The organism is Corynebacterium sp. MSK006 (assembly GCF_030232385.1).
Classification (GTDB): Bacteria; Actinomycetota; Actinomycetes; order Mycobacteriales; family Mycobacteriaceae; genus Corynebacterium; species Corynebacterium frankenforstense_A.
In genome coordinates this window covers 90,974-114,903 of sequence record NZ_JASPJZ010000003.1, presented here as the reverse complement: position 1 = coordinate 114,903, position 23,930 = coordinate 90,974, and the positions used below count along the sequence as shown (strand labels likewise).

General features: G+C 70.0%; 22 protein-coding genes. 15 read left to right on the top strand and 7 right to left on the bottom strand.

The features are described 5' to 3' along the window. Positions 1 to 42 precede the first annotated feature (42 nt). The 4 genes from QQA02_RS03045 (at position 43) to QQA02_RS03030 (ending at position 4,052) form a co-directional block, all read left to right on the top strand. On the top strand, positions 43 to 2,172 hold the full coding sequence (locus tag QQA02_RS03045; protein ID WP_284775089.1) for a PTS fructose transporter subunit IIABC: 2,130 nt from the start codon (positions 43 to 45) through the stop codon (positions 2,170 to 2,172). Between the two features lie 386 nt (positions 2,173 to 2,558). Beyond that, positions 2,559 to 3,155, top strand: a complete 597-nt coding sequence (locus QQA02_RS03040) for a peroxiredoxin (protein ID WP_284775091.1) — start codon at positions 2,559 to 2,561, stop codon at positions 3,153 to 3,155. Next, positions 3,156 to 3,692 carry an alkylhydroperoxidase, AhpD family gene (gene ahpD, locus QQA02_RS03035; protein ID WP_284775093.1) on the top strand — a complete coding sequence of 179 codons (537 nt, stop codon included), beginning with the start codon at positions 3,156 to 3,158 and terminating at the stop codon, positions 3,690 to 3,692. It abuts the gene before it with no gap. 87 nt (positions 3,693 to 3,779) lie between these two features. Continuing rightward, the gene (locus QQA02_RS03030; protein ID WP_075663672.1) at positions 3,780 to 4,052 is read left to right on the top strand and encodes an HPr family phosphocarrier protein; all 273 of its coding nucleotides are present in this window, start codon (positions 3,780 to 3,782) and stop codon (positions 4,050 to 4,052) included. Positions 4,053 to 4,590: 538 nt separating this feature from the next. On the opposite strand, the gene QQA02_RS03025 is transcribed toward QQA02_RS03030, so the two are convergent. Beyond that, positions 4,591 to 5,871, bottom strand: a complete 1,281-nt coding sequence (locus QQA02_RS03025; RefSeq protein ID WP_284775129.1) for a uracil-xanthine permease family protein — start codon at positions 5,869 to 5,871, stop codon at positions 4,591 to 4,593. A 237-nt stretch (positions 5,872 to 6,108) separates the two neighbouring features. Here QQA02_RS03025 and QQA02_RS03020 point away from each other — a divergent pair, with 237 nt between their 5' ends. The 5 genes from QQA02_RS03020 to QQA02_RS03000 all read left to right on the top strand — a co-directional run bounded on the left by QQA02_RS03020 (position 6,109) and on the right by QQA02_RS03000 (position 9,111). Continuing rightward, positions 6,109 to 6,840, top strand: coding sequence for a GntR family transcriptional regulator (locus tag QQA02_RS03020; protein ID WP_284775095.1), 732 nt, complete (start codon positions 6,109 to 6,111; stop codon positions 6,838 to 6,840). 43 nt (positions 6,841 to 6,883) lie between these two features. Further along, positions 6,884 to 7,327, top strand: coding sequence for a PTS sugar transporter subunit IIA (locus QQA02_RS03015; RefSeq protein WP_284775097.1), 444 nt, complete (start codon positions 6,884 to 6,886; stop codon positions 7,325 to 7,327). Positions 7,328 to 7,401: 74 nt separating this feature from the next. Further along, a complete protein-coding gene (locus QQA02_RS03010; protein ID WP_284775099.1) occupies positions 7,402 to 7,683 on the top strand; it encodes a PTS sugar transporter subunit IIB in 282 nt (93 codons plus the stop codon). Between the two features lie 40 nt (positions 7,684 to 7,723). Next, on the top strand, positions 7,724 to 8,683 hold the full coding sequence (gene ulaA / locus QQA02_RS03005) for a PTS ascorbate transporter subunit IIC (protein ID WP_284863265.1): 960 nt from the start codon (positions 7,724 to 7,726) through the stop codon (positions 8,681 to 8,683). Continuing rightward, entirely contained in the window at positions 8,683 to 9,111 is a 429-nt protein-coding gene (locus QQA02_RS03000) for a PTS transporter subunit IIC (RefSeq protein WP_284775103.1), read from the top strand. Before ulaA ends, QQA02_RS03000 begins: the two co-directional genes overlap by 1 nt. A gap of 87 nt (positions 9,112 to 9,198) precedes the next feature. On the opposite strand, the gene hflX is transcribed toward QQA02_RS03000, so the two are convergent. Beyond that, complete coding sequence (gene hflX, locus QQA02_RS02995; protein ID WP_284775104.1) at positions 9,199 to 10,761, bottom strand: GTPase HflX; 1,563 nt, start codon at positions 10,759 to 10,761, stop codon at positions 9,199 to 9,201. A gap of 103 nt (positions 10,762 to 10,864) precedes the next feature. On the opposite strand from hflX, the gene QQA02_RS02990 reads away from it, so the two are divergent. Both QQA02_RS02990 and QQA02_RS02985 read left to right on the top strand, forming a co-directional pair. Beyond that, complete coding sequence (locus tag QQA02_RS02990; RefSeq protein WP_284775106.1) at positions 10,865 to 11,614, top strand: hypothetical protein; 750 nt, start codon at positions 10,865 to 10,867, stop codon at positions 11,612 to 11,614. A 3-nt stretch (positions 11,615 to 11,617) separates the two neighbouring features. Then, complete coding sequence (locus tag QQA02_RS02985) at positions 11,618 to 12,160, top strand: hypothetical protein (protein WP_284775108.1); 543 nt, start codon at positions 11,618 to 11,620, stop codon at positions 12,158 to 12,160. Between the two features lie 267 nt (positions 12,161 to 12,427). On the opposite strand, the gene QQA02_RS02980 is transcribed toward QQA02_RS02985, so the two are convergent. The 4 genes from QQA02_RS02980 to QQA02_RS02965 all read right to left on the bottom strand — a co-directional run bounded on the left by QQA02_RS02980 (position 12,428) and on the right by QQA02_RS02965 (position 16,047). Further along, the gene (locus tag QQA02_RS02980) at positions 12,428 to 13,666 is read right to left on the bottom strand and encodes a ThiF family adenylyltransferase (RefSeq protein ID WP_284775109.1); all 1,239 of its coding nucleotides are present in this window, start codon (positions 13,664 to 13,666) and stop codon (positions 12,428 to 12,430) included. After that, positions 13,663 to 14,193 (bottom strand): molybdenum cofactor biosynthesis protein MoaE, encoded by a 531-nt coding sequence (locus tag QQA02_RS02975; RefSeq protein WP_284775111.1) that lies wholly within the window; start codon positions 14,191 to 14,193, stop codon positions 13,663 to 13,665. Before QQA02_RS02975 ends, QQA02_RS02980 begins: the two co-directional genes overlap by 4 nt. Beyond that, the gene (locus tag QQA02_RS02970) at positions 14,183 to 14,683 is read right to left on the bottom strand and encodes a MogA/MoaB family molybdenum cofactor biosynthesis protein (protein ID WP_284775112.1); all 501 of its coding nucleotides are present in this window, start codon (positions 14,681 to 14,683) and stop codon (positions 14,183 to 14,185) included. Before QQA02_RS02970 ends, QQA02_RS02975 begins: the two co-directional genes overlap by 11 nt. 107 nt (positions 14,684 to 14,790) lie before the next feature. Further along, positions 14,791 to 16,047 carry a molybdopterin molybdotransferase MoeA gene (locus QQA02_RS02965; RefSeq protein ID WP_284775114.1) on the bottom strand — a complete coding sequence of 419 codons (1,257 nt, stop codon included), beginning with the start codon at positions 16,045 to 16,047 and terminating at the stop codon, positions 14,791 to 14,793. Positions 16,048 to 16,103: 56 nt separating this feature from the next. On the opposite strand from QQA02_RS02965, the gene QQA02_RS02960 reads away from it, so the two are divergent. After that, a complete protein-coding gene (locus QQA02_RS02960) occupies positions 16,104 to 16,367 on the top strand; it encodes a MoaD/ThiS family protein (protein WP_284775116.1) in 264 nt (87 codons plus the stop codon). 66 nt (positions 16,368 to 16,433) lie between these two features. On the opposite strand, the gene QQA02_RS02955 is transcribed toward QQA02_RS02960, so the two are convergent. Further along, positions 16,434 to 16,922, bottom strand: coding sequence for a MogA/MoaB family molybdenum cofactor biosynthesis protein (locus QQA02_RS02955; protein WP_284775117.1), 489 nt, complete (start codon positions 16,920 to 16,922; stop codon positions 16,434 to 16,436). 249 nt (positions 16,923 to 17,171) lie between these two features. On the opposite strand from QQA02_RS02955, the gene QQA02_RS02950 reads away from it, so the two are divergent. Genes QQA02_RS02950 through narH form a run of 3 tightly spaced genes read left to right on the top strand, consistent with a single transcriptional unit; the run spans position 17,172 to position 23,875 of the window. Further along, the gene (locus QQA02_RS02950; protein WP_284773044.1) at positions 17,172 to 18,512 is read left to right on the top strand and encodes a nitrate/nitrite transporter; all 1,341 of its coding nucleotides are present in this window, start codon (positions 17,172 to 17,174) and stop codon (positions 18,510 to 18,512) included. 51 nt (positions 18,513 to 18,563) lie between these two features. Next, positions 18,564 to 22,313 (top strand): nitrate reductase subunit alpha, encoded by a 3,750-nt coding sequence (locus tag QQA02_RS02945; RefSeq protein ID WP_284773043.1) that lies wholly within the window; start codon positions 18,564 to 18,566, stop codon positions 22,311 to 22,313. Beyond that, positions 22,313 to 23,875, top strand: a complete 1,563-nt coding sequence (gene narH / locus QQA02_RS02940) for a nitrate reductase subunit beta (RefSeq protein ID WP_284863262.1) — start codon at positions 22,313 to 22,315, stop codon at positions 23,873 to 23,875. Before QQA02_RS02945 ends, narH begins: the two co-directional genes overlap by 1 nt. Positions 23,876 to 23,930 lie beyond the last annotated feature (55 nt).

Sequence of the window (23,930 nt, the reverse complement as noted above, 5' to 3'; positions counted from 1 at the left end):
AATCAACTCCATCAATCTCAGTAGTGCTCAAGAAGGACTGCCATGACTGACCAGATCATCACCCCCGATCTCGTCGCGCTCGACGCCGACTTCGGGTCCTCGACCACCGAGGTGATCCAGAAGCTCGCCGGCCTGGTGCACGCCGCCGGCCGCGCGACCGACCAGGCCGTGCTCGCCTCCGACGCCAAAGCCCGCGAGGCCAAGTCCGGCACTGGCGTGCCCGGCGGCGTCGCCATCCCCCACTGCCGTTCCGAGGCCGTCACCAAGCCGACCCTGGCGTTCGCCCGCCTGGCCAACGGCGTGGACTTCTCCGGCCCCGACGGCGACGCCCACCTCGTGTTCCTGATCGCCGCCCCGGCCGGCGGCGGCAAGGAGCACCTGAAGATCCTCTCGAAGCTGGCCCGCGCCCTCGTGCGCAAGGACTTCCTGGCCGGCCTGCGCGAGGCCGAGACCCCGGAGCGCATCGTCGAGCTGGTCCTCAGCGTGGTCAACGCCCCGGCCAAGAAGAAGCCCGCCGCCGACGCCGCCGCCACCGGTGCCGCCGGCGCGGGTGCCGCCGGCGCCACCGCCGCGAGCGCTTCCGCCGCCGGTTCCGAGGCCGCCGCCCCGGCCGCCAAGTCCGGTGTCACGCGCATCGTCGCCATCACCGCCTGCCCGACCGGCATCGCCCACACCTACATGGCCGCCGACTCCCTGACTCAGGGGGCCGACGCCCGTGACGACGTCGACCTCGTCGTCGAGACCCAGGGTTCCTCGGCCGTCACCCCGGTCGACCCGAAGACCATCGAGGCCGCCGACGCGGTCATCTTCGCCACCGACGTGGGAGTCAAGGACCGCGAGCGCTTCGCGGGCAAGCCGGTCATCGAGTCCGGCGTCAAGCGCGCCATCAACGAGCCGACCAAGATGATCGACGAGGCCGTCGCCGCCTCGAAGAACCCGCGCGCCCACCGCGTGGCGGGCACCGCCGGCTCCTCCTCCGCCGCCGAGGCCGAGGAACAGAAGGGCCTGGGCTGGGGCAAGCGCATCCAGCAGGCCGTGATGACCGGCGTCTCCTACATGGTGCCCTTCGTCGCCGCCGGCGGTCTGCTACTGGCCCTGGGCTTCCTGCTCGCCGGCTACGACGTGGGATCCGACGACGGCTGGAAGGCCATCGTCCTGGGTAACTCGTTGACCAACCTACCGGCTAACGAGGTCGTCTTCGACGGCACCACCTACAACTTCGACCGCTCCGGCCTGCTGCTCTACCTCGGTGCCGTGTGCTTCGCCACCGGCCAGATGTCGATGGGCTTCATCGTCGCCGCTCTGTCCGGCTACATCGCCTACGCGCTGGCCGGCCGCCCGGGCATCGTGCCCGGCTTCGTCGGCGGCGCGGTCTCCGTGCTCGTCGGCGCCGGCTTCATCGGCGGCCTGGTCACCGGTATCGTCGCCGGCCTGGTCGCCATGTGGATCGGCTCCTGGAAGGTACCGCGCTTCGTCGCCTCGCTGATGCCGGTCGTCATCATCCCGCTGCTCAGCTCGCTGACCGTCGGCGCCCTGATGTTCCTGCTGCTCGGCCGCCCGCTGGCCGCCCTGATGAACGGCCTGCAGGACTGGCTGACCTCCATGTCCGGCTCCTCCGCCGCGATCCTGGGCATCATCATCGGCCTGATGATGTGCTCCGACCTCGGTGGCCCGATCAACAAGGCCGCCTACCTCTTCGGTACCGCCGGCCTGTCCACCGGTGACGAGGCCTCCCTGAAGATCATGGCCGCCGTCATGGCCACCGGTATGGTCCCGCCGATCGCGCTGTCCGTCGCGACCTTCGTGCGCAAGAACCTGTTCACCCCCGCCGAGCAGGAGAACGGCAAGTCCTCCTGGCTGCTGGGTCTGTCCTTCGTCAGTGAGGGCGCCATCCCGTTCGCCGCGGCCGACCCACTGCGTGTCATCCCCTCGATGATGCTCGGTGGCGCCACCACCGGTGCCCTGTCGATGATCTTCGGTGTCACCAGCCAGGCCCCGCACGGCGGCATCTTCGTGATCTTCGCGATCGCTCCCTGGTGGGGCTTCATCGTCTCGATCATCGCCGGTGTCCTCGTCGGCGCGGTCGCCGTGATCGCCATGAAGCAGTTCTGGCCCAACAAGGCCGCCGAGGCCGCTGCCGCCAAGGCGGAGAAGGCCCCGGCCAAGGCCTAAGACTCTTCCGGCCTCCACGGCCCGCCACGACCCCGGTCCCCGCACCCGCGGGGGCGGGGTTTCGCTGTGTCTGGGCCCGTCCGGCCGCTCCCACGCGACACCGGGGCCCGCTCACTACCACCCCCCACTTGTGGGCGTATTCTATGAGTTCCACCACACCTATCAGAGCACCTTTCGCGCCCGGCCACGCACCCACGCCGCGGGCGGGGCACGGACCTGCACCAACGGGACGTCGTCAATTTAACGCCACAATCAGCGCCGCAAAATTAATTTGCTTCACTTATTGACAATCCCGCGGAACCGACCAGAATCGATAGGCGACGGGGCACCGGGCCGCAGACCCGGGAGGCCCCACGGAGAATCTCTCTGCGAATCCCAGAAGGAGCGTGAACATGCTCACCGTCGGTGATCAGTTCCCCGAGTTCAACCTCACCGCCCTCAAGGGTGGCGACCTCCACGAGGCCGACGCCCAGCAGCCCGAGGACTACTTCGAGACCGTCAGCCTGGACAAGTACCCGCGTCAGTGGAAGGTGATCTTCTTCTACCCGAAGGACTTCACCTTCGTCTGCCCGACCGAGATCGCCGCCTTCGGCGAGCTCAACGAGGAGTTCCTGGACCGCGACACCCAGATCCTGGGCGGCTCCGTGGACAACGAGTTCGCGCACTTCAACTGGCGCGCCACCCACCCGGACCTCAAGACCGTCGGTTTCCCGATGTTCTCCGACATCCGCCACGAGCTCGTGCGCGCGCTGGGCATCGAGAACGCGGACGGCGTGGCCGACCGCGCCACCTTCATCGTCGACCCGGACGGCATCATCCAGTTCGTCTCCGTGACCCCGGACGCCGTGGGCCGCAACGTCGACGAGGTGCTGCGCGTGCTCGACGCGCTGCAGTCCGAGGAGGTCTGCGCCTGCAACTGGGAGGCCAACGACCCGACCAAGAACATCAACAAGATGGACGTCGTACAGGAGGCGCTGAAGTAGATGGGCATCGCTGAACTCCGCTCCGGTTTCCCGGACTGGGCCAAGGACACCAAGCTCAACCTGGGCTCGCTGACCCGCTCCAAGGACCTCAACGAGCAGCAGCTGTGGGGCACCATGCTCGCCGTGGCCGCCTCCGCCGGCAACGCCACCGTGCTGCGCGAGATCGACGCCGAGGCCAAGGAGCACCTCTCCGAGGCCGCCCGCGACGCCGCCTTCGCCGCCGCGACCGTGATGGCCATGAACAACGTGGCCTACCGCTCGCGCGCATGGCTCGGCGACGACTACTCCGGCGTGCGCATGGGCCTGCGGATGAACGTCATCTCCAACCCCGGTGTGGAGAAGGCCGACTTCGAGCTGTGGTCGCTGGCGGTCTCCGCCGTCAACGGCTGCGAGCACTGCCTGACCGCCCACGAGCACACCCTTCGCGAGGAGGGCCTGAGCCGCGAGACGATCTGGGAGGCCGTCAAGGTCGCCGGCACCGTGCGGGCCGCCGCGCAGGCCTACGACATTCTGGCGACGACCGGCTCGGACGACTAGACTTCTGGCCGAGATCGTCAGGCCTCGTGTCCGCCCGGACATCCGTTCGGGCACCGTGGCCGCAAACCGTTCAACGAAAGGACGACCATGGCCTCCAAGACCGTTACCGTCGGCTCCGCCGTCGGCCTGCACGCCCGCCCGGCTTCCATCATCGCCGACGCCGCCGGTGAGTACGACGACGACATCTACCTGTCGCTCGTCGGTGGTGACGAGGACGACGACGAGACGGATGCCGCTTCGTCGCTGATGATCATGGCCCTGGGCGCCGAGAAGGGCGACCAGGTCACCGTGACCTCGGACAACGCGGAGGCCGTGGAGAAGATCGCCGGCCTGATCGAGAAGGACCTCGACGCCGAGTAGTCCGCCGCCGGCGCCGGTGCCTGAGCCGGTGCTGTAACTGAAAGAGCCCTCCCGTCCCCGGGAGGGCTTTTCTCATGGGCGGGTGCGGTGTTTGCGGCCCGGTTTCCTGCCCGGTTTCCGGCCCTCCACTTGCCGACGTCCCGTCGGGCGCCGTGGGCGGTTGCGCGCGGCGTTGGCGCTCTTGTCATCCGCGGTGCAGGCGGGGTGCGGCGGTGGTAGGCGGGGTTTCCGCGGCTCGTCCGCCGGCCCGGGCGGGCATTTTCCCGCCGGGATGTCAGAGTGTGCGATCTCGACGTCGCACACTCTGACGGCCACACGACCGTTATGCGAATCGTCGCAGGTCAGAGCCTCGACGAAAAACGGGGTGTCAGATTGTGCGACCGCTTCGTCGCACAATCTGACACCCCATGTCCCGCAAGGACCGGATCAGCCCCCTCGCAGCCCCGGGCACGGCCCGGTCGCCGCCCCGGGCGCGGCCCCGGGCACACCCCGGATCGCGGGGTCCTCCCCCGCCCCGGCGCCGGGATCGGGTCCCGCTTCAGCGCCGGGAGAAGACCGCCGCGCCGCCCTCGCCGACGTGGACGTAGAGCCACTTGAGGATCGGGTAGCCGACGATGATGCCGATCGAGCCCCAGGCGATGCCCTCGAGCTCCACCGGGCCAACCGAGAGGGTCAGGTTGCCGATGCCCGCGATCAGCGCCGTGGCCGCCGCGGTGAGGTTGACCGGGTTGTTGAAGTCGACCCGGTTGTCCTGCCAGATGCGGATGCCCAGCATGCCGATCAGGCCGTAGAGCACCAGGGTCGCCCCGCCGAGCACACCCGAGGGGATGGTGAAGATGAGCGCGCCGAACTTCGGGATGAAGGCCAGCGCCACCGCGGTCAGCGCGGCGACCCAGTAGGCGGCCGTGGAGTAGACGCGGGTCGCGGCCATCACGCCGACGTTCTCGGCGTAGGTCGTGGTGCCGGAGCCGCCGGACAGGCCCGCGACGGTGGTGGCCAGGCCGTCGGCGAGCAGCGCGTCGCCGGCCAGGCCGTCGAGGTTGCGGCCGGTCATCTGGGAGACGGCCTTGACGTGGCCGACGTTCTCGGCGATGAGCACGATGATCACCGGCAGGGTGACCAGCACGGCCGAGAGCCGGAACTCCGGGGCGTGGAACTGCGGCACGCCGATCCAGGCGGCCTCGCGGATGTGCTCGGCGGCCTCGGGACCGATCGCACCGGTCAGGGCGGCGAAGACCCAGCCGATGATCACGCCGATGAGGATGCCCAGGCGGGCGACCATGCCGCGCCCGGCGACGGTGGCCACCAGGATGGCCAGCAGCGTCACGCCGGCCACCCAGGGCTGCGACTGGAAGTTGTCGGCGGCCGTGGGCGCGAGGTTCAGGCCGATCAGGGCGACGATCGCGCCGGTGACGGCCGGGGGCATCACGGCGTCGATGACGCGCTTGCCGGCGGCCTTGACGATGAAGCCCACGCAGGCCAGCGCCGCACCCGTGACGACGATGCCGCCGAGCTGGACGGCGATGCCGTCGGCCTGGGTGGCGGTCAGCGGGGCGATGAAGGCGAAGGAGCTGCCCAGGTAGCTGGGCAGCCGGTTGCGCGTCATCAGCAGGAAGAGCATGGTGCCCAGCCCGGAGAACAGCAGCGTGGTGTTGACCGGGAAGCCGGTGATCGTCGGCACCAGCAGGGTGGCGCCGAACATGGCGATGACGTGCTGCATGCCGATGCCGATGGTGCGCGGCCAGCTCAGCCGCTCCTCGGGCTCGACGACCTCACCGGGCAGGATCCTCCGGCCGTCGCCGTGCAGCGTCCAGCCCAGTCCGCGGCGGGCGGGTGCCGCCGCTCCCCCGTCGGCGGTGTCCGTGCCGGTCCCCGCCCCCGCGGAGCCGGCGTCTTCTGTGCGGTTCTCGGATTCGTTCACAGACCTCGATTATTGCGTGCCCAGGTCGCACACGGAAATCTGTCTAACGGATCACTACTACTTCCGGTTGAGTCGTTATGTCATTAGCACGACTACTAGCGCAGTTGTATCAGACCAATCGGCTCGGAGGTCATCATGGATCATCCGAAGTACATCGTCGCCGAGGCGGCGATCGCCGACATCTGCGCCGGTCAGGAAAACGGTGACCGCCTCCCGAGCGAGGGCAGGCTCTGCTCGATGCTCAACGTCTCGCGGATCACCGTCCGGCGTGCCCTGGATGAACTCGAGAACGAGGGCCGCGTCAAGCGGATCCAGGGCAGCGGCACCTTCGTGCTCGACCCGGACGACCACCCGGTCGCCCCGGCGGAGGTCATGAGCCCGCTCGGATTCCACTCGCAGATGGTCCAGCGCGGCCACCGTGTCGAGTCGCGGATCCTGAGCTTCGGCACTGTGTCCGCCGATGAGCAGATCGCCGCCCGCCTCGGCGTCCCCCTGGACGCCCGGGTGATGCGGCTGGAACGGCTGCGCTTCCTCGACGGGTCCGTCCACCACCTCACCCGGGCGTGGCGGAGCGCCGACCGGTTCCCGGTCGCGGAGGACACCGATTTCAGTACCGCGTCGCTCTACGCCGTCCTGCGCTCCTGTGGCGCGCGGACGGACCGCGAGCAGGTCACCGTCTTCCTGCGTATGCCCACCGGCGACGAGGCCGCACTCCTCGGTATCCCTGAGGACCGGCCGCGCCTGGCGAGCTGGTCGACGGTCACCTCGACCGCCGGCAGCCCCATCGCCTGCTCGGCGACGATCCGCCGCGACTCGGACGCCTCGATGTCCTTCACCGTCGAACCGGCGGCACGGCAGCAACCGTGACCACCCCTTGACCCGACCTGTCCCAGAAGAAAGGAGCCTGATCATGGCGGACCTGCCCCTCCCCGATTCCCGCATCGGCTTCATGCACGCCTCCGACTGGCGCGCGGCCGTCGAACGCAGCCTCGGCATGCTGGAGGCTGAGGGCTTCATCACCCGCAACTACATCGACACCGTCATCGCCTCCGTCGAGTCCGGCAAGGGCCTGTACATGGCCCTCGGCCAGGGCCTCATGCTCGCCCACTGCCGTCCCGAGGACGGCGCGCTGGAAACCGGCATCTCGCTGGTGGTCCTCGACGAGCCGGTGCCGCTGGGCGATTCGGACGACCATCCGGTCAACCTGATCTGGGGACTGTGCGCGAACGACTCGCACGCCCACCAGCAGATCATGGCCGAGCTGGCCAAGGTGCTCATGCAGTTCGAGGCCCGCGAGGCGCTCAGCGCCGCCCGCGACATCGAGGCTGTCCGCGCCGCGATCGCCGCCGCCTGATCCAGGCCTCCCTACCAGCCCCCGAAACAACCAACCACCGACACAAGACGTCACACAACGAAAGGTTCCAGATCATGAAGTTCATGGCCATGTGTTCCTCCGGACTCGGCTCCTCCTTCCTCGTGGAGATGAACATCAAGAAGGCGCTCGACACGATCGGCTTCTCCGACTACGAGGTCACCCACTCTGATCTCGGCGGCGCCTCGACCAACGACGCCGACCTGTTCATCGTCGGCCGCGACCTGGAGGACGCCGCCTCCGGCTTCGAACCGCGCATCCTCCTGGACAGCATCATCGACCAGAACGAGCTCGAGACGAAGCTGCGCGATCACCTGTCCGCCAACGGACTGATCTAGCCGCGCCACACCACCACCGAACCGCCAGAGAGGAAGAATCATGGACGGCCTGTTGAACGTTCTGGTGGACATTTTCCGCCAGCCGGCTGTGATCATCGCGCTCATCGCCCTGCTGGGCCTGCTGCTGCAGAAGAAGAGCTTCTCCGACACCATGAAGGGCACCATCAAGTCCTTCATCGGCTTCCTGGTCCTCGCGGCCGGAGCCGGCATCGTCGATTCGGCCCTGAAACCGTTCGGCCAGATGTTCCAGGACGTCTTCCATGTCCAGGGCGTAGTGCCGAACAACGAGGCGATCGTCGCACCGGCCCTCGTGGAGTACGGCACCGTGGCGGCCCTGATCTTCTTCTTCGGCATGGTCGTCAACATCGCCTTCGCGCGGCTGACCAACTTCAAGTACATCTACCTGTCCGGTCACGTCGCGCTGTACCAGTCGGTGATGATCGCCATCATCTTCATGGTCTCCGGCATGCCCGCCTGGCAGGCCGTCGTCTTCGGCGCGCTCGCCGAGGGCGTGATCACGACGGTCTCGCCGGCCCTGGCCCAGCCGTTCATGCACCGTGTGACCGGTTCCGACGACGTCGCGCTGGGCCACACCGGTGGCATCGGCATCGCCTTCGCCGGCCTGCTGGCCAAGCTGACCGGCGGTGCCCCGGAGAACTCCACCGAGAAGATGAATGTGCCGAAGAACCTCAGCTTCGTGCGCGACACCAACGTGGTGATCTTCCTGTCGATGTCCGTGGTCTTCGTCGTCGTGGCGCTGATCGCCGGCCCGACCTACGTCCAGGAGAACATCTCCGACGGCCAGAACTACATCCTGTGGGCCTTCATGCAGGCCGGTATGTTCACCGCCGGCGTCTTCGTGATCCTCGCGGGCGTGCGCACCGTGCTGAACGAGATCGTCCCCGCCTTCCAGGGCATCTCCGCGAAGCTGGTGCCCAACTCCAAGCCGGCCCTGGACGTGCCGATCACCTTCACCTTCGCCCCCCCCCCAACGCCGTGATGGTCGGCTTCTTCTCCTCGCTGGTCGCCGGGACCGTCTGCATGATCGTCTTCGGCCTGTGCAGCTGGACGATCATCATCCCGGGCGTGATCGCCCACTTCATGACGGGCGCGGCCTCCGGTGTCATCGGCAACTCCGTCGGCGGCCGCCGCGGTGCCATCATCTGCGCCTTCGGAAACGGTGTGGTCATCTCGGTCGTCCCGCTGGTGCTCGTGCCGTTCCTCGGTGAGCTCGGCAGCGCCTCGGCCACCTTCTCCGACTCCGACTTCGGTGTCTTCGGCCTGTACTACGGCCTGATGAGCAACTTCGGCCAGTACGGAATCATCGGCGCAGTCGTCATCGCGGTCGTGCTGCTCTTCGTCGCGAGTGCCTTCGTCGGCCGCTCCCGCACGGCCATGGCCGCCCAGGGCATGCCCGCGGAGAAGTAGCCCTCCCCCGTTTCAATTGACGACGCGGCGTGCGGTGCGCCCATCGCGCACCGCACGCGGCATCTGCGTGTGTGCGATGCCTGCCCGCTACTCCTCGACGTCCTCCTCGACCGCGAACTCCGAGAGCGAGGCGGCCAGCTCGGTGGGCATGCGGGCCTCGAGCACCGTGCCGGCGTCGGTGTACTCCTCGCGCAGCACGGTACCGTGCTCGTGGACGCGGGAGACCAGCTCGCCGCGGGTGTAGGGGATCTCGACAGTGACGTGGGCGTCCAGCGAGTTGAGGAAGAGCTCGATGCGGCTCTCCAGCTCGTCGATGCCCTCGCCGGTGCGCGCGGAGACGAACACTGCGTCGTCGAGCGCGTGGCGCAGCTCCGCGATGACCAGCGGGTCGGCCGTGTCGACCTTGTTGACCACCAGGATCTCCGGCGGCGCCTCCTGGCCGGTCTCGCGGACGATGTCGGCGATGACACCGTTGACCGCCTCGACCTGGCCGAGCGGGAACGGGTCCGAGCCGTCGACGACGTGCAGGACCAGATCGGCGCCGAGGACCTCCTCGAGGGTCGACTTGAATGCCTCGACCAGCTGGGTGGGCAGGTGGCGCACGAAGCCGACGGTGTCGGTGAAGATCACCGCGCGGCCGTCGGCGAGCTCGGCGCGGCGGGTCGTCGGGTCCAGGGTGGCGAACAGGGCGTCCTCGACGAGCACGCCCGCGTTCGTCAGGGCGTTGATCAGCGAGGACTTGCCGGCGTTGGTGTAGCCGGCGATCGCGATGGTCGGCGTCAGCGACTCCGCGCGGCGGTGACGCTTGACCTCGCGTGAGCGGGTCATGCCGGCCAGCTCGCGGCGCAGCTTCGCCATGTCCGAGCGCAGCCGGCGACGGTCCGCCTCGATCTTCGTCTCACCGGGACCGCGCAGGCCCACGCCGCCGTTCGAGCCGGCGCGGCCGCCCGCCTGCCGGGACAGGGCCTGGCCCCAGCCGCGCACGCGCGTGATCAGGTACTCCATCTGGGCCAGGGCGACCTGCGCCTTGCCCTCTCGGGACTTCGCGTGCTGGGCGAAGATGTCGAGGATGAGCATCGTGCGGTCGATGACCTTGCAGTCGAGCTCCTTCTCCAGGGCGACCAACTGGCCCGGCGAGAGCTCGCCGTCGCAGACGACGGTGTCCGCGCCGGTGGCCGCGACGATCTCGCGCAGCTCGGCGACCTTGCCGGAGCCGATGTAGGTGCCCGGGTCCGGGGTGTCGCGGCGCTGGTAGAGCATGTCGATGACGTCGGCGCCGGCGGTCTCGGCCAGGGCGGCCAGCTCGGCGAGCGCCGCCTCGACCTCGGCGACCGTGCCCTCCGTCCACACGCCGACGAGGATGACCTGCTCGAGGCGCAGCTTACGGTACTCGACGTCGTAGCCGTCGGCCTGCTCCTCATGGTGGACGTCCGTCTCGCGGATGACGCGGCGAAACGAGTTGCGCTCGGCGAGGTCCATGTCGCCGGTCGTCACGGCGTGTCCCGCACGCCCGTCGGCGCCCGCCGCACGGTGGTCGCCGGCGGTGACCGACGCGGCGTCGTCAATCGCCCCGCGCCCGATGTCGCTGTGGTTGTCCGCGAAGGCCTGCGACAGCAGCTCCTCGCGCTCGTTGTGATCGGTTTCTCGCATTGCCCTCCATTGTCCCACGTCGCCGCGACGGCCGTGCCGGCGCTCCCCCGTCAGCGGGCTCCCGGGTGCCTGCCCGCGCGGGCGCGCACGTAGAATCGTGCGCATGAGCGACGACCTGAAGAGCATCGGCCTGGACTTCGACCGCTGGCAGGACGCGGTCGAGGCGGCCATCGGCACCGACCGACTCGCCGTGACCGGCGCCGTGCGCGGCGGCCAGCTGATCCAGTACAGCGACCCCTCCGGCGCACAGATCAACATACTCGCCGTCGAGCCGTACTCGACCTGGGCGGGCTTTGACGCGCAGTCCCAGACCACCGGCACCGTCGACATGGTCAACGACGTCCTCGCACTGGTCGACGTCACCGACCCGGCCGGCCAGGAGCTGGGCACCATCACCGCGAACCTCTCGCAGGGCCCGCTGTTCTACGAGGTCGGCCCGCAGCCCGAGCAGCCGCTGGGCATCACCGCCCTGGCGCTCGACGCGCAGGTCTACCCCTCCGACGTCGAGTACGAGAAGGCCACCGGCGAGGTCTTCGGCGTGGTCTACTCCGAGGGCGCGCAGCTGATCGCCTCCGGCTCCGGTGCCGCGGTGCCCGACGCCGGCGCGCAGTTCTCCGCCCGCGTGATCACCGCCGAGCGCCGCACCAGCACCCTGACCGGCCAGGCGTTCATCCACGCCACCGTCGAGGGCCCCTTCCCCTTCGACGTCTGCCTGCCCGACGCGGCCGAGGTGCCCCAGCCGGGCGCCGTGATCGCCGGCACCGCCCTGATGGCCGCCTCCGTCCTGGTCACCGGCGGTGGCTGCGGCGGCTGCGGCTGCGGCGCCGGCGGGTGCGGCTGCGGCGGGCACTGACCGATGCCGCCCGCACCGCAACGCGGTGTCCCGCGGCTCTACCTGATCGGGTTGGCCGCCGGCTGCGTGCTGCTGGTCTGGCTGATGAAGCTGCCCGGGCTGCTGCTCGCGGGCATGCTGCTGACCGTGGTCTTCGTGGCCACCCGCCGCGACCCGGGCGCGGCCGGGCGGGAGGCCGCGGCGCTGACGAACTCCGTGCGCCTTTCGGCGGAGGACATCCGCGACGTGCTCGAGGCCTTCGAGAAGTTCCGCACCTCACAGGATGCCGACGCGCTGGCCGACCGCACCTTCAACCGGCCCGCACTGGCGGACCCGGACACCTCCGACCCGGAGATCCAGCGCTTCCACTACCAGTGCCACGGCGCGCGGCGCTTCCTCAACCGCCTCGAAGCGCGCCTGGCCGACCCGGACATGACGGTCCGTGACCTCGAGCGCCTGCTCGCGGTCACCGACCGGCGCGCGGTCGAGCTCGAGGAGTCGTGGCTGACCGCACGGCGCGCGGCCCGGCGCATCGGGCGACGCGGGCGGGGTCTGGACCGGGACTGAGGCAGGGCCGCCGGCACGGGCCGCCGGCGCGGGCCGCACGCTTGTCCACCAGGGACGGCCGCACGCTTGTACACCAGGGACGGCCACACGCTTTTCCACCGGGGACGTCAGAGTATGCGACGACGGCGTCGCACACTCTGACGGTCACACGACCGTTACGCGAAAACCCGCAGGTCAGATCCTCGACGAAAAACGGGCGGTCAGATTGTGCGACCGCGACGTCGCACAATCTGACGCCCAGCCCCGGCAGGGTCCGAGACCCGCCCCCTACCGCACCCCGTCGGTGCCGTGCCGGTCCAGCCAGGCATCGATGCCGCCGCGCAGGCTGACCAGCCCGTCGAAGCCGCGGTCGGTAAGAGTCTGAACGGCCAGCACCGAGCGCACCCCGCCGGCGCAGTAGACCACCACCGGGGCATCCTCCGCGGCATCCGGCAGCTCGGGGTCACGCCCCGCAAGCAGGTCAGGCAGCGGGACGTGCACGGCACCGGGCATGTGGAAGGCCTCGTACTCGGAGTCGTCGCGGACGTCGAGGAGCACCGCCCCCTCGGGGATCTCGGAGACCTCGCGCACCTGGCGCTCCCCCGCCCCGCCGGCCACCGAACCACCGGCGCCAGCGCCGCCACCGACAGCACCGGCTTCACCAGCCCCGCCAGCCACGCCCGCGCTGCCGCCGACGGAACCGTCACCTGGCTCCTCGACCGAGCCACCGCAAACCGCATCCCCCACCACGGAACCGTCGACCAGGAACTCCCCGGCAGCAACCCGGCGCGCCACCTCGGGATCCCCCACCAGCGGCACGTACTCCCAGCGCCCGACCAGCGAGTCCAGGTAACCCAGCGTCCCGCACAGGACCTCGCCGCCCCCGGTGACCACCTTCAACGCCTCCATCGCCATCGCGGAGCCGACCTGGCCGACCACGGGCCCGAGCACCCCGGCCTGCGCGCACGAGGGCACCGAGCCGGGCGCCGGCGGCGCGGGGAAGAGGTCCTCGTAGACCGGCCCGCGGGTGGCGGCGAAGACGGACATCTGCGCCTCGAAGCCCAGGATGGAGCCCCACACGTGCGGGATCCCCGCCCGCGCGCAGGCCCAGGAGGCGGTGTGGCGCGCGGCGAAGTTGTCGGCGCCGTCGAGGAGCACCGCGGCGTCGCCAAGCACCTCGGCGGCGTTGGCCGGGGTCAGCCGCTCACGCACGGCGCGCACCTCGATGTCGGGGTTAAGCGCGAGCATCGCCGCGCGCGCCGAGTCGGCCTTGGGCTCGCCGATGCGCGCGGTGGCGTGGATGACCTGGCGGTGCAGGTTGGACAGGTCCACGACGTCGTCGTCGATGACGGTGATCCGCCCCACCCCGGCGCCCGCAAGGTACAGCAGCGCGGGCGAGCCGAGCCCGCCGGCGCCGAGCACCGCGACGTGCGCCCCGGCCAGCGCCTCCTGCCCGGCGCGCCCGAAGCCGGCCAGGGTCAGCTGGCGCCGGTAGCGGGCGACGGCGCGCGCGTCGAGCCGGCTCACTCCAGGCCCACCCAATGGTTGGTGCCGTCGGCCATCTCCTGCTCCTTCCACACGGGCACGCGCGCCTTGACCTCGTCGACGACCTCGGTGGCCGCGGCGAAGGCGGCCGCCCGGTGCGCGGCGGCGACCACGACGTAGAACGCGGTGTCGCCGATGGCCAGTGCGCCGGTGCGGTGGGCGGCCCACACCCGTGCGTGCGGATGCCGCTTGACGACGTCGCGCACGACCTCACCCATGACGTCACCCGCCGTGGGGTGCGCCGTGTAGGTCAGAGCGTTGACGTCCGCGCCGCCGTCGTGGTCGCGGACCACGCCGTCGAAGGTGACCACAGCTCCCATGGCGGGCGTGGCGGTCGCGGCGCGGGCCTCGGCGGCGAGGTCCTCGAGGCGGTCCTCGGTGAGAAAGGCGGCGATGACGCGGCCGGTCTGCTCGTGGACGCGGGCGGGGTCCTCCCCCGGGGTCAGCGGCTGCGCTTCGGCTCCGGCGGCCGCGTCAGTGGCCGCGTCGGTGGTGGGGTCAGTGGGCATGGTGTCCCTCCAGCATGTCGGCGAGGTGGTCGATGAGCGGGTCGAGGGTGGCGATGCCGTCCTTGACCGCGCCGCGCGAGCCCGGCAGCGTCATCACGAAGGTGCGCCCGACGGTGCCGGCGACCGCGCGGGACAGCGCGGCGTGCGGGGTGGCGGCGGCCCCGGTGGTGAAGAAGGCCTGCACCACCCCGGGCAGGGTGCGCTCGAGGTGGGGTTCGACGGCCTCGACGGTGCAGTCGTCGTCGGTGATCCCGGTGCCGCCGGTGGTCAGCAGGACCCTCGGCAGCAGGCCGGGGTCGGCGAAGAGCTCGCCGAGGACGGTCTCGATTTCGGCGTCGGCGACGACGACGGCCTCGGGGGTCTCGAAGCCGCGGGAGCGCAGCCACTCGACGAGCAGCGGGCCGGTGCGGTCGGTGTAGGTGCCGTCGGCGGCACGCGTCGAGGCGACGACGACGAGCGCGTCGCGGGTGCCGGTCGCGGGTTCAGACACGGTGGATCCTTCCTGTTCGTGGGCGGGGCCGGGCCGGTGGGCGGGAGCCGCCGGCCGGGCCGGGGCCGAAGCCTCCGCCCGGTGCCGGTGAGCCGGGACGCCGGCCCCTACAGCCGGTGGACGGTCACGGCGTCCCCGGCGGCCAGGTGGGCCCCCGAGGGTACCTCGATGAGGCAGTCGGCCCCGACGGCCTGGGAGATCAGGTGGCTGCCCGGCCCTCCCAGCGGCGTGGCGGTCACCACACTCGCGTCGCCCGCCGCCGCACCAGGCTCAGCGCCCGGCGCCGCCCCGGCGCCGGCCTGCGCCCCACGTCCCAGGTACCCGCGACGGAACTGCACGCGGGCGTCGGAAAGGCCGTCCAACGCCTCGGTCAGCCGCGCGGTCTCGGGGGCGGGCGCCTCGCCGAGCGCGGGGGCGACGAAGAGCCGGAAGCTGACCATCGTCGAGACGGGGTTGCCGGGCAGGCAGACCACGGGCACCCCACCCAGGCGTCCGATACCCTGCGGGCCGCCGGGCTGCTGGGTGACGTGGCCGAACCAGACGTCCTGGCCGTCGGCCTCGAGGAGCTGGCGGACGGCCTCGAAGCGGCCGTGCGAGATGCCTCCGGAGGTCACCGCCACGTCCGGCCGGTGCTTCTCGATCGCGGCGGCGAGGTCGGCGCCGAGGCGCCCCGGGTCGTCGTCGGTGCGCACGCGGGCCACCGGCTCGAGGCCGTGGCGGCGGCACAGCTCGGCGAGCATGGGGCCGTTGGAGTCCGGGATGGTCGCCGCGCCGTCGGGGTCGTCGACGACCTCGGCGCCGCCGGTGCAGATGAGCACGCGGGCCCGGGCGCGCACCCGCACGCGCGACACGGAGGCGTTGATCAGGGCGGCCAGGGTGATCGCGTCGACGCGCCGGCCGGCCGGGGCCACCACGGCACCGCGGGCGAGGTCGGAGCCGGCCGCGCGCACGAACTTGCCGGTGGTGGTCGCCGGCACGTGCACCTCCCCGGCGGCCTCGGCGGCGGTGAAGCTGTCCGGCTCGCACTTCTCCACCGGCACCACGGCGGCGGTGCCGGCGGGCAGCTTCGAGCCGGTCATCACGGGCACCGCGCGGCCGGCCACGCCCTCGGGCACGACCTCGGCGGGGTCGGTGCCGGCGGGCACGGTCGGGCCCACGGGCAGCGCGGCGGGCAGTGTCTCCAGCGCGGCGGCGTCGACGGCGTAGCCGTCCATCTGGGAGTTGTCGAAGCGCGGCGAGTCCGCGGCGGCGAGCGCGTCAGCGGCCAGTACGCGGCCGGCGGCCTCGCGGACGGCGACCTCCTCGGTGCGCGCCGGGCCGAGCAGACGACGCACGGCGGCGAGATGTTCCTCGGGACTACGCATGTACGGCAGCCTCTCCCTTTCTCGGTTTTCCACGGCCCGCAGGTACGGTCGGGCACATGTCCACGATAGAGGTCCACTACTTCGCCGCGGCGCGCGCGGCGGCCGGCACCGCCCTCGAGCGCGTCGAGGCGCCGGGCACCCTCAGCGAACTTGTCGGGCAGTTGGCGGCGGCCCACTCCGGCACCACGGAGGCGGGCATGTCCCTGGCCTCCGTTCTGGAGAGGTGCAGCTTCCTCGTCGACGGTGCGCGCAGCGAGCTCACCGCCCCGCTTGACGACGCCGCGCGCGTCGACGTACTGCCGCCCTTCGCCGGCGGTTAGAGGGACTACTCCCCGAGCTGGCGGAAGATGCCACTGACACGCTCACCGTGCGTGTGTATGAGGGAACTACTCCCCGAGCTGGCGGAAGATGCTCGGGATGAGCGGGGTGACCACCTCGGCGGCGTCGCGCGCGCCGCCGGAGGAGCCGGGGGCGTTGACGATCAGGCTCGCGCCGGGAGTGCGCGCGGTCAGGCCGACGCGGCCGCGCGAGAGCCCGGACTTCGGGCTGGACTCGAGCCCGCGCAGCAGGATCTGGGTGGCCACGCCGGGCAGCTCGACGGCCAGGCGGTCGGCGGTGACCTCGGGGGTGAGGTTGTGGGCGGTGATCCCGGTGCCGCCGGTGGTGAAGATGACGCGGGTACCGCGGGCGAGCTCGGCGTCGAGGGCCTCTCCCACGGCGTCGGCGCCCTCGGCGACGACGACGGTCTCGCCCACGTCGAGCCCCGCGGCGTCGAGAATCTCTCTGATGGCGGGGCCGGACTTGTTGGCGCGTTCGCCGGCGGCGACGCGGTCGGAGACGACGATGACGGCGGCGGTCAGCGGGGTGGGGGTCATGGCGGGGGTGAACCTTTTCTCGGAAGAAGTCGGGTTTTTCACACCCGACGCTACACCCACCAGTTCGTTAACCTGCAATGACTGAATTAAGCAATATTTCCCTATCGTAATTCAGCACGGCAATCCCCGTGACAAAGTGGCAGAAGTCCAGGTCAGAACCCTATTCTTAAAATCAGGAACCCCCGGGCAATATTGCGCCGGGGTTTCGGTGAATCCCCTTCACACTTTCTTGCAGACAAGGTGAATCGAATGGCAACTGAACTCCGCACCGACGGCCGGGTGCTCGAGAACTGGAATCCCGAGAACGAGGAGACCTGGGACTCGAAGATCGCCTGGCGCACGCTGTGGGTGTCCACCTTCGCGCTGACGATCGGCTTCTGCACCTGGTACCTGGTCTCCGCGATCGCACCGGTGCTCAACGACATCGGCTTCGACCTGACCAAGGGGCAGCTGTACTGGCTGACCGCCATCCCGGGCCTGGCCTGCGGCCTGTTCCGCCTGGTGTTCATGTTCCTGCCGCCGGTCATCGGCACCCGCAAGCTCGTGACGATGTCCTCGCTGCTGTTCCTGATCCCAATGTTCGGCTGGTTCTTCGCCGTGCGCGACACCTCCACCCCGTTCTGGTGGCTGCTCGTGCTGGCCTTCCTCGCCGGCATCGGCGGCGGCGTCTTCTCCGGCTTCATGCCCTCGACCGGATACTTCTTCCCGAAGCGCCTCTCCGGCACCGCGCTCGGCCTGCAGGCCGGCATCGGCAACCTGGGCATGTCGCTGATCCAGTTCGTCGGCCCCTGGGTCATGGGCTTCGGACTGCTGGGCCTGTCCTTCGTCGCCCCGCAGACCAACAACAGCGACGGCGGCACCATCTACGTGCACAACGCCGCGGCCGTCTTCATCCCGTGGGCGATCATCGCCGCCGTCCTGTCCTGGACCCTGCTCAAGGACGTGCCGGTCAAGGCGAACTTCCGCCAGCAGATCGACATCTTCGGCAACAAGAACACCTGGATCCTCACCATCGCCTACCTGATGGCCTTCGGCGCCTTCTCCGGCTTCTCCGCCCAGTTCGGCCTGCTGATCAACAACATCTACGGCCGTGAGTCCGCCTTCGCCGAGACCTTCGACCCGGCCACCCTGCCGGCCGGCGCGAGCTTCGCCTTCCTCGGGCCGCTCATCGGCGCCGGCGTGCGCGCCCTGTGGGGCCCGCTGTGCGACAAGTTCGGCGGCGCGATCTGGACCTTCATCGGCGGCGTCGGCATGACCGTGTGCACCGCCGGGGCCGCGCTCTTCCTCAACCCGTCCCACCCGGACCAGTTCTGGTGGTTCCTCGGCTTCATGCTCGGCATGTTCTTCTTCTCCGGCTTCGCCAACGCCGGCACGTTCAAGCAGATGCCGATGATCCTCCCGCCCCGCCAGTCCGGCGGCGTGATCGGCTGGACCGGCGCGATCGCCGCCTTCGGCCCCTTCATCGCCGGCATGCTCATCTCCTCGGTCGGCGCGCCCGGCTTCTTCTGGGGCTGCGTGGTCTTCTTCATCATCGCCACCACCCTGGTCTGGATCTACTACGCCCGCCCGAACGCCCCGTTCCCGGGCTGACCTCACCGGCACCCACTGCACCGGAAATCCCCGAGACCGCTCAAGGAAGTCATGAACACCTCCACCAAACAGTCCCGACCGGACGACGCGAACCCGCTGTTCAAGCTGGGCAGCTTCGTGCGCAAGGGCACCACCGGCTCGCACGGCCAGCAGCTCTTCCTCTCCGGGGGCCGCCAGGCCGACGTCTTCTACCGCAACCGCTGGGCCTTCGACAAGATGGTCCGCTCCACCCACGGCGTCAACTGCACCGGTTCCTGCTCCTGGAAGGTCTACGTCAAGGACGGCGTGATCACCTGGGAGTCGCAGGCGGTGGACTACCCCACCACCGGCTCCGAGATGCCGGACTACGAGCCGCGCGGCTGCCCGCGTGGCGCCTCCTTCTCCTGGTACACCTACTCGCCGACGCGCATCCGCCACGCCTACGCCCGCGGCGTGCTCGTCGACATGTACCGCGAGGCCAAGGAGCGCCTGGGCGACCCCGTGCTCGCCTGGCGCGAGATCCAGCAGGACCCGGACAAGCGCGCCGCCTACGTCTCCCAGCGCGGCAAGGGCGGCCTGATCCGCGTCTCCTACGAGGAGGCCATCGAGATGGCCGCCGCCGCGAACGTCTACACCATCCGCCAGTGGGGCCCGGACCGCATCGCCGGCTTCACCGTCATCCCCGCGATGTCGCAGGTCTCCTACGGCGCCGGCACCCGCTTCCTGGAGCTGATCGGCGGCGTGGCGCTGTCCTTCTACGACTGGTACGCGGACCTGCCGCCGGCCAGCCCGCAGACCTTCGGCGACCAGACCGACGTGCCCGAGTCCGGCGACTGGTACAACTCCAGCTACCTGATGATGTGGGGCTCCAACATCCCGGTGACCCGCACCCCGGACTCGCACTTCATGGTCGAGGCCCGCTACAAGGGCACCAAGGTCGTCGTGGTCTCCCCCGACTTCGCCGACAACACCAAGTTCGCCGACGAGTGGCTGCGCATCAACCCCGGCACCGACGGCGCCCTGGCCTTCGCCATGGGCCACGTCATCCTCAACGAGTTCCACGTCGGCCGGCGCGAGCCGTACTTCCTGGACTACATGCGCCGCTACACCGACGCGCCGTTCCTCGTCGAGCTCGACGACCACGGCGACGGCGCCTACACCCCGGGCAACTTCCTGACCGCCTCCGAGCTTGACGACGCCGCGCTGCGCGACAGTGCGAACAGCACTCACCGTCTGCTGGTGATGCAGGCCGACGGCTCGGCGGTCGACCCCGGCGGCACCATCGCCGACCGCTACGGCGAGGACGGCAAGGGCAAGTGGAACCTGCGCCTCGACGGCGTGGACCCGGTCATGTCCGTCGCCGACGTCGAGGCGGGCGACGAGTTCTCCGGCACCGCCGAGCTGCTGCTGCCCCGCTTCGACCTGCCGGCCTCGGACTCCACCGAGGGCCCGGTGGGCGCCGGCGTGGTCCACCGCGGTGTGCCCGTGCGCCGGGTCGCCGGCCGCCTGGTCACCACCGTCTACGACCTCATGCTCGCCCACTACGGCGTGCGCCGCGACGGCCTGGAGCTGCCCGGCCAGTGGCCGACCGGCTACGACGACGCCGACGAGGTGGGCACCCCGGCCTGGGCCGAGGAGCTCACCGGCGTGCCCGCCGCGGGTGCCATCCGTGTCGCCCGCGAGTTCGCCCAGAACGCGGTGGACTCCAAGGGCCGCTCCCAGATCATCATGGGCGCCGGCGTCAACCACTACTTCAACGCCGACAGCCACTACCGCACCTTCCTGGCGCTGACCTCGATGTGCGGCACCCAGGGCGTCAACGGCGGCGGCTGGGCCCACTACGTCGGCCAGGAGAAGCTGCGCCCGATGAACGGCTGGTCGCAGTACGCCTTCGGCCTGGACTGGTCGCGCCCGCCGCGGCAGATGATCACCACCGGCTTCTACTACATGACCACCTCGCAGTGGCGCTACGACTCCACCCGGGCCGACCGCCTGGCCTCCCCGCTGGCCGCCCACGGCACCGTCGGCGAGAAACTGACCTCGGACACCCTGGTCGAGTCGATGCGCCGCGGCTGGATGCCGAGCTACCCGCAGTTCAACCGCAACCCGCTGACCTTGGCCGACGACGCCGAGGCCGCGGGCATGGACGTCAAGGACTACATCGTCAGCCAGCTCGAGTCCGGCGAGATGGAGTTCGCCTGCCAGGACCCGGACAACCCGGTCAACTTCCCGCGCATCCTGCTCAACTGGCGCACCAACCTGATGGGCTCATCGGCCAAGGGCACCGAGTTCTTCCTGCGCCACATGCTCGGCGTGGACTCCGACGCCACCGCCGAGGAGCTCGGCCCCGACGAGCGCCCCACGACGATCCGCTGGCAGGACGAGGCGCCCAACGGCAAGCTCGACCTGATGATGACCACGGACTTCCGCACCACCTCGACGACGCTGGTCTCCGACATCGTCCTGCCGGCGGCGACGTGGTACGAGAAGAACGACCTGTCCAGCACGGACATGCACCCGTTCATCCACTCCTTCAACGCGGCGATCAACCCGCCGTGGGAGGCGCGCAGCGACTTCGAGGTCTTCCGCGACCTGGCCAAGGCGTTCTCCGGGATGGCCGTCAACTGGCTGGGCACCCAGCGCGACGTCGTCACCGCCCCGTTGGGCCACGACTCCCCCGACGAGCTGGCCAACGCCCACGGCGTGGTGCCGGACCTCGAGGAGACCGGCCTCATCCCGGGCAAGACGATGGCCAAGCTGGTGCCCGTCGAGCGCGACTACACCAAGATCCACGAGAAGTGGACCCACCTGGGCCCGCTGACCGGCAAGCTCGGCACGGGCGTGCACGGCACGTCCTATAACGTGGCCAAACAGGTCGAGGAGCTCAAGCTGATCAACTCGACCTCGGAGACCGCCTCGGCCGGCGAGCGCCCGCTGCTGGACACCGCCACCAAGGCCATCGAGGCGATCCTGCACCTGTCGGGTGTCTCCAACGGCGAGGTCGCCCTCGAGGGCTTCCGCAACCAGGGCGAACGCGTCGGCACCGACATGACCGTCGAGGTCGCCGGCGTCTCGGAGTCCCACATCAACTGGGACATGATCAAGGAGCGCCCCGCCGAGGTCATCTCCTCGCCGGAGTGGACCGGCTCGAAGAAGGACGGGCGGCGCTACACCGCCTTCTCGCTCAACCTCGAGTACGCCAAGCCCTGGCACACCCTCTCCGGGCGCATGCACTACTACCTGGACCACGACTGGTTCCAGGACTACGGCGAGGCGCTGCCGATCTACCGGCCGCCCTTCGACCACGTGCACATCAACGGCGAGATCGGCCCCGGCGAGGCCGGCACCGGCCCCGACGGCGGCCCCGAGGTCACCGTGCGCTACCTGACCCCGCACAACAAGTGGTCGATCCACTCGCAGTACTACGACAACCTGCACGTGCTGTCGATCTCGCGCGGCGGGCAGGTCATCTGGATGTCCAACGTCGACGCCGAGCGCATCGGGGTCAAGGACAACGACTGGATCGAGGCCTACAACCGCAACGGTGTCGTCTCCGCCCGCGCGATCGTCTCCCACCGCATCCCGGCGGGCACGGTCTACATGAACCACGCCCAGGAGCGCACCACGGGCACCCCGGTCAACGAGCGCACCGGCCGCCGCGGCGGCACGCACAACTCGCTGACCCGCATCATGATCAAACCCATCCACGTCGCCGGCGGTTACGGGCACCTGACCTACGGCTTCAACTACATCGGGCCCACCGGAAACAACCGCGACGAGGTCACCCGCATCCGTCGCCGCTCCCAGGAGGTTGAGTACTGATGAAGGTCATGGCACAGATCGCCATGGTGATGAACCTGGACAAGTGCATCGGCTGCCACACCTGCTCCGTGACCTGCAAGCAGGCCTGGACCAACCGTGAGGGCACCGAGTACATCTGGTTCAACAACGTCGAGACCCGGCCGGGCGTGGGCTACCCGCGCGGCTGGGAGGACCAGGACCGCTGGGAGGGCGGCTGGGAGCGCACCTCCTCGGGCAAGCTCAAGCCGCGCTCCGGCGGCCGGCTCAAGAAGCTGCTGACCATCTTCCACAACCCGAACCTGCCCACGATCGAGGACTACTACGAGCCGTGGACCTACGAGTACGACAAGCTGCTCCAGGCCCCGGCCGGCCAGCGCACCCAGCCGACGGCCCGCCCGGTCTCCCAGCTCGACGGCCGGCCGATCGACAAGATCGAGTGGTCCTCCAACTGGGACGACAACCTGGGCGGCTCGACGGCCACCCTCGACGACGACCCGGTGCTCCACCAGATGAACCTGACGGTCAAGAAGGACATCGAGGACTCCTTCATGTTCTATCTGCCGCGCATCTGTGAGCACTGCCTGAACCCGACATGTGTCTCCTCGTGCCCCTCGGGCGCGATGTACAAGCGCACCGAGGACGGCATCGTCCTCGTCGACCAGGACCGCTGCCGCGGCTGGCGCATGTGCGTCTCCGGCTGCCCGTACAAGAAGGTCTACTTCAACCACAAGACCGGCAAGGCCGAGAAGTGCACGCTGTGCTACCCGCGCCTCGAGGTCGGCCAGCCGACCGTGTGCTCGGAGACCTGCGTGGGCCGCCTGCGCTACCTGGGCGTGCTGCTCTACGACGCCGACCGCGTCGCCGAGGCCGCCGCCACCAAGGACCCGCAGGACCTCTTCGAGGCGCAGAAGTCGCTCTTCCTGGACCCGCACGACGAGCGCGTGGTGGCCGCGGCGTACGAGGAGGGCATCCCGCCGTCCTGGATCACCGCCGCCCAGGAGTCGCCTATCTACGACCTGATCTTCCGCTACGGGCTGGCCCTGCCGCTGCACCCGGAGTTCCGCACCCTGCCGATGGTCTGGTACATCCCGCCGCTGTCGCCGGTCGTCGACCAGGTGACCGCCTCGGGCAACGACGGCGAGGACCACAAGGTGCTGCTCACCGCGCTGTCGACGATGCGCATCCCTCTGGAGTACCTGGCGGGCCTGTTCACCGCCGGCGACACCGCCCCGGTGGAGCTCTCGCTGCGCCGCCTGGCCGCGATGCGCTCCTACATGCGCGACATCAACCTCGGCGGCGAGCCGAACGAGGATATCGCCGCGTCCGTCGGCATGACGGGCAAGGAGATCGAGAAGATGTACCGCCTGCTGGCCATCGCCAAATACGACGACCGCTACGTCATCCCGACCGCCTCCCCGGAGTCGCCGCGCGGGATCACCTCGCTCGACCCCTTCGGCGACGCCGACCCGGGCGCCGGCCTCGGCGCACCGGAGTCCTGCCGGCCGGGCAACGCCCCGCAGGTCTCGCTGGCCAGCTGGGCCCCCGGCGAGCGCCCCGACGCGATGTTCCCGCAGGGCAGGTGAGAAAAGTGAAGCGCAGAACCTTCGCCGGCCAGGCCCCGCAGACCGTGGTTCCGGC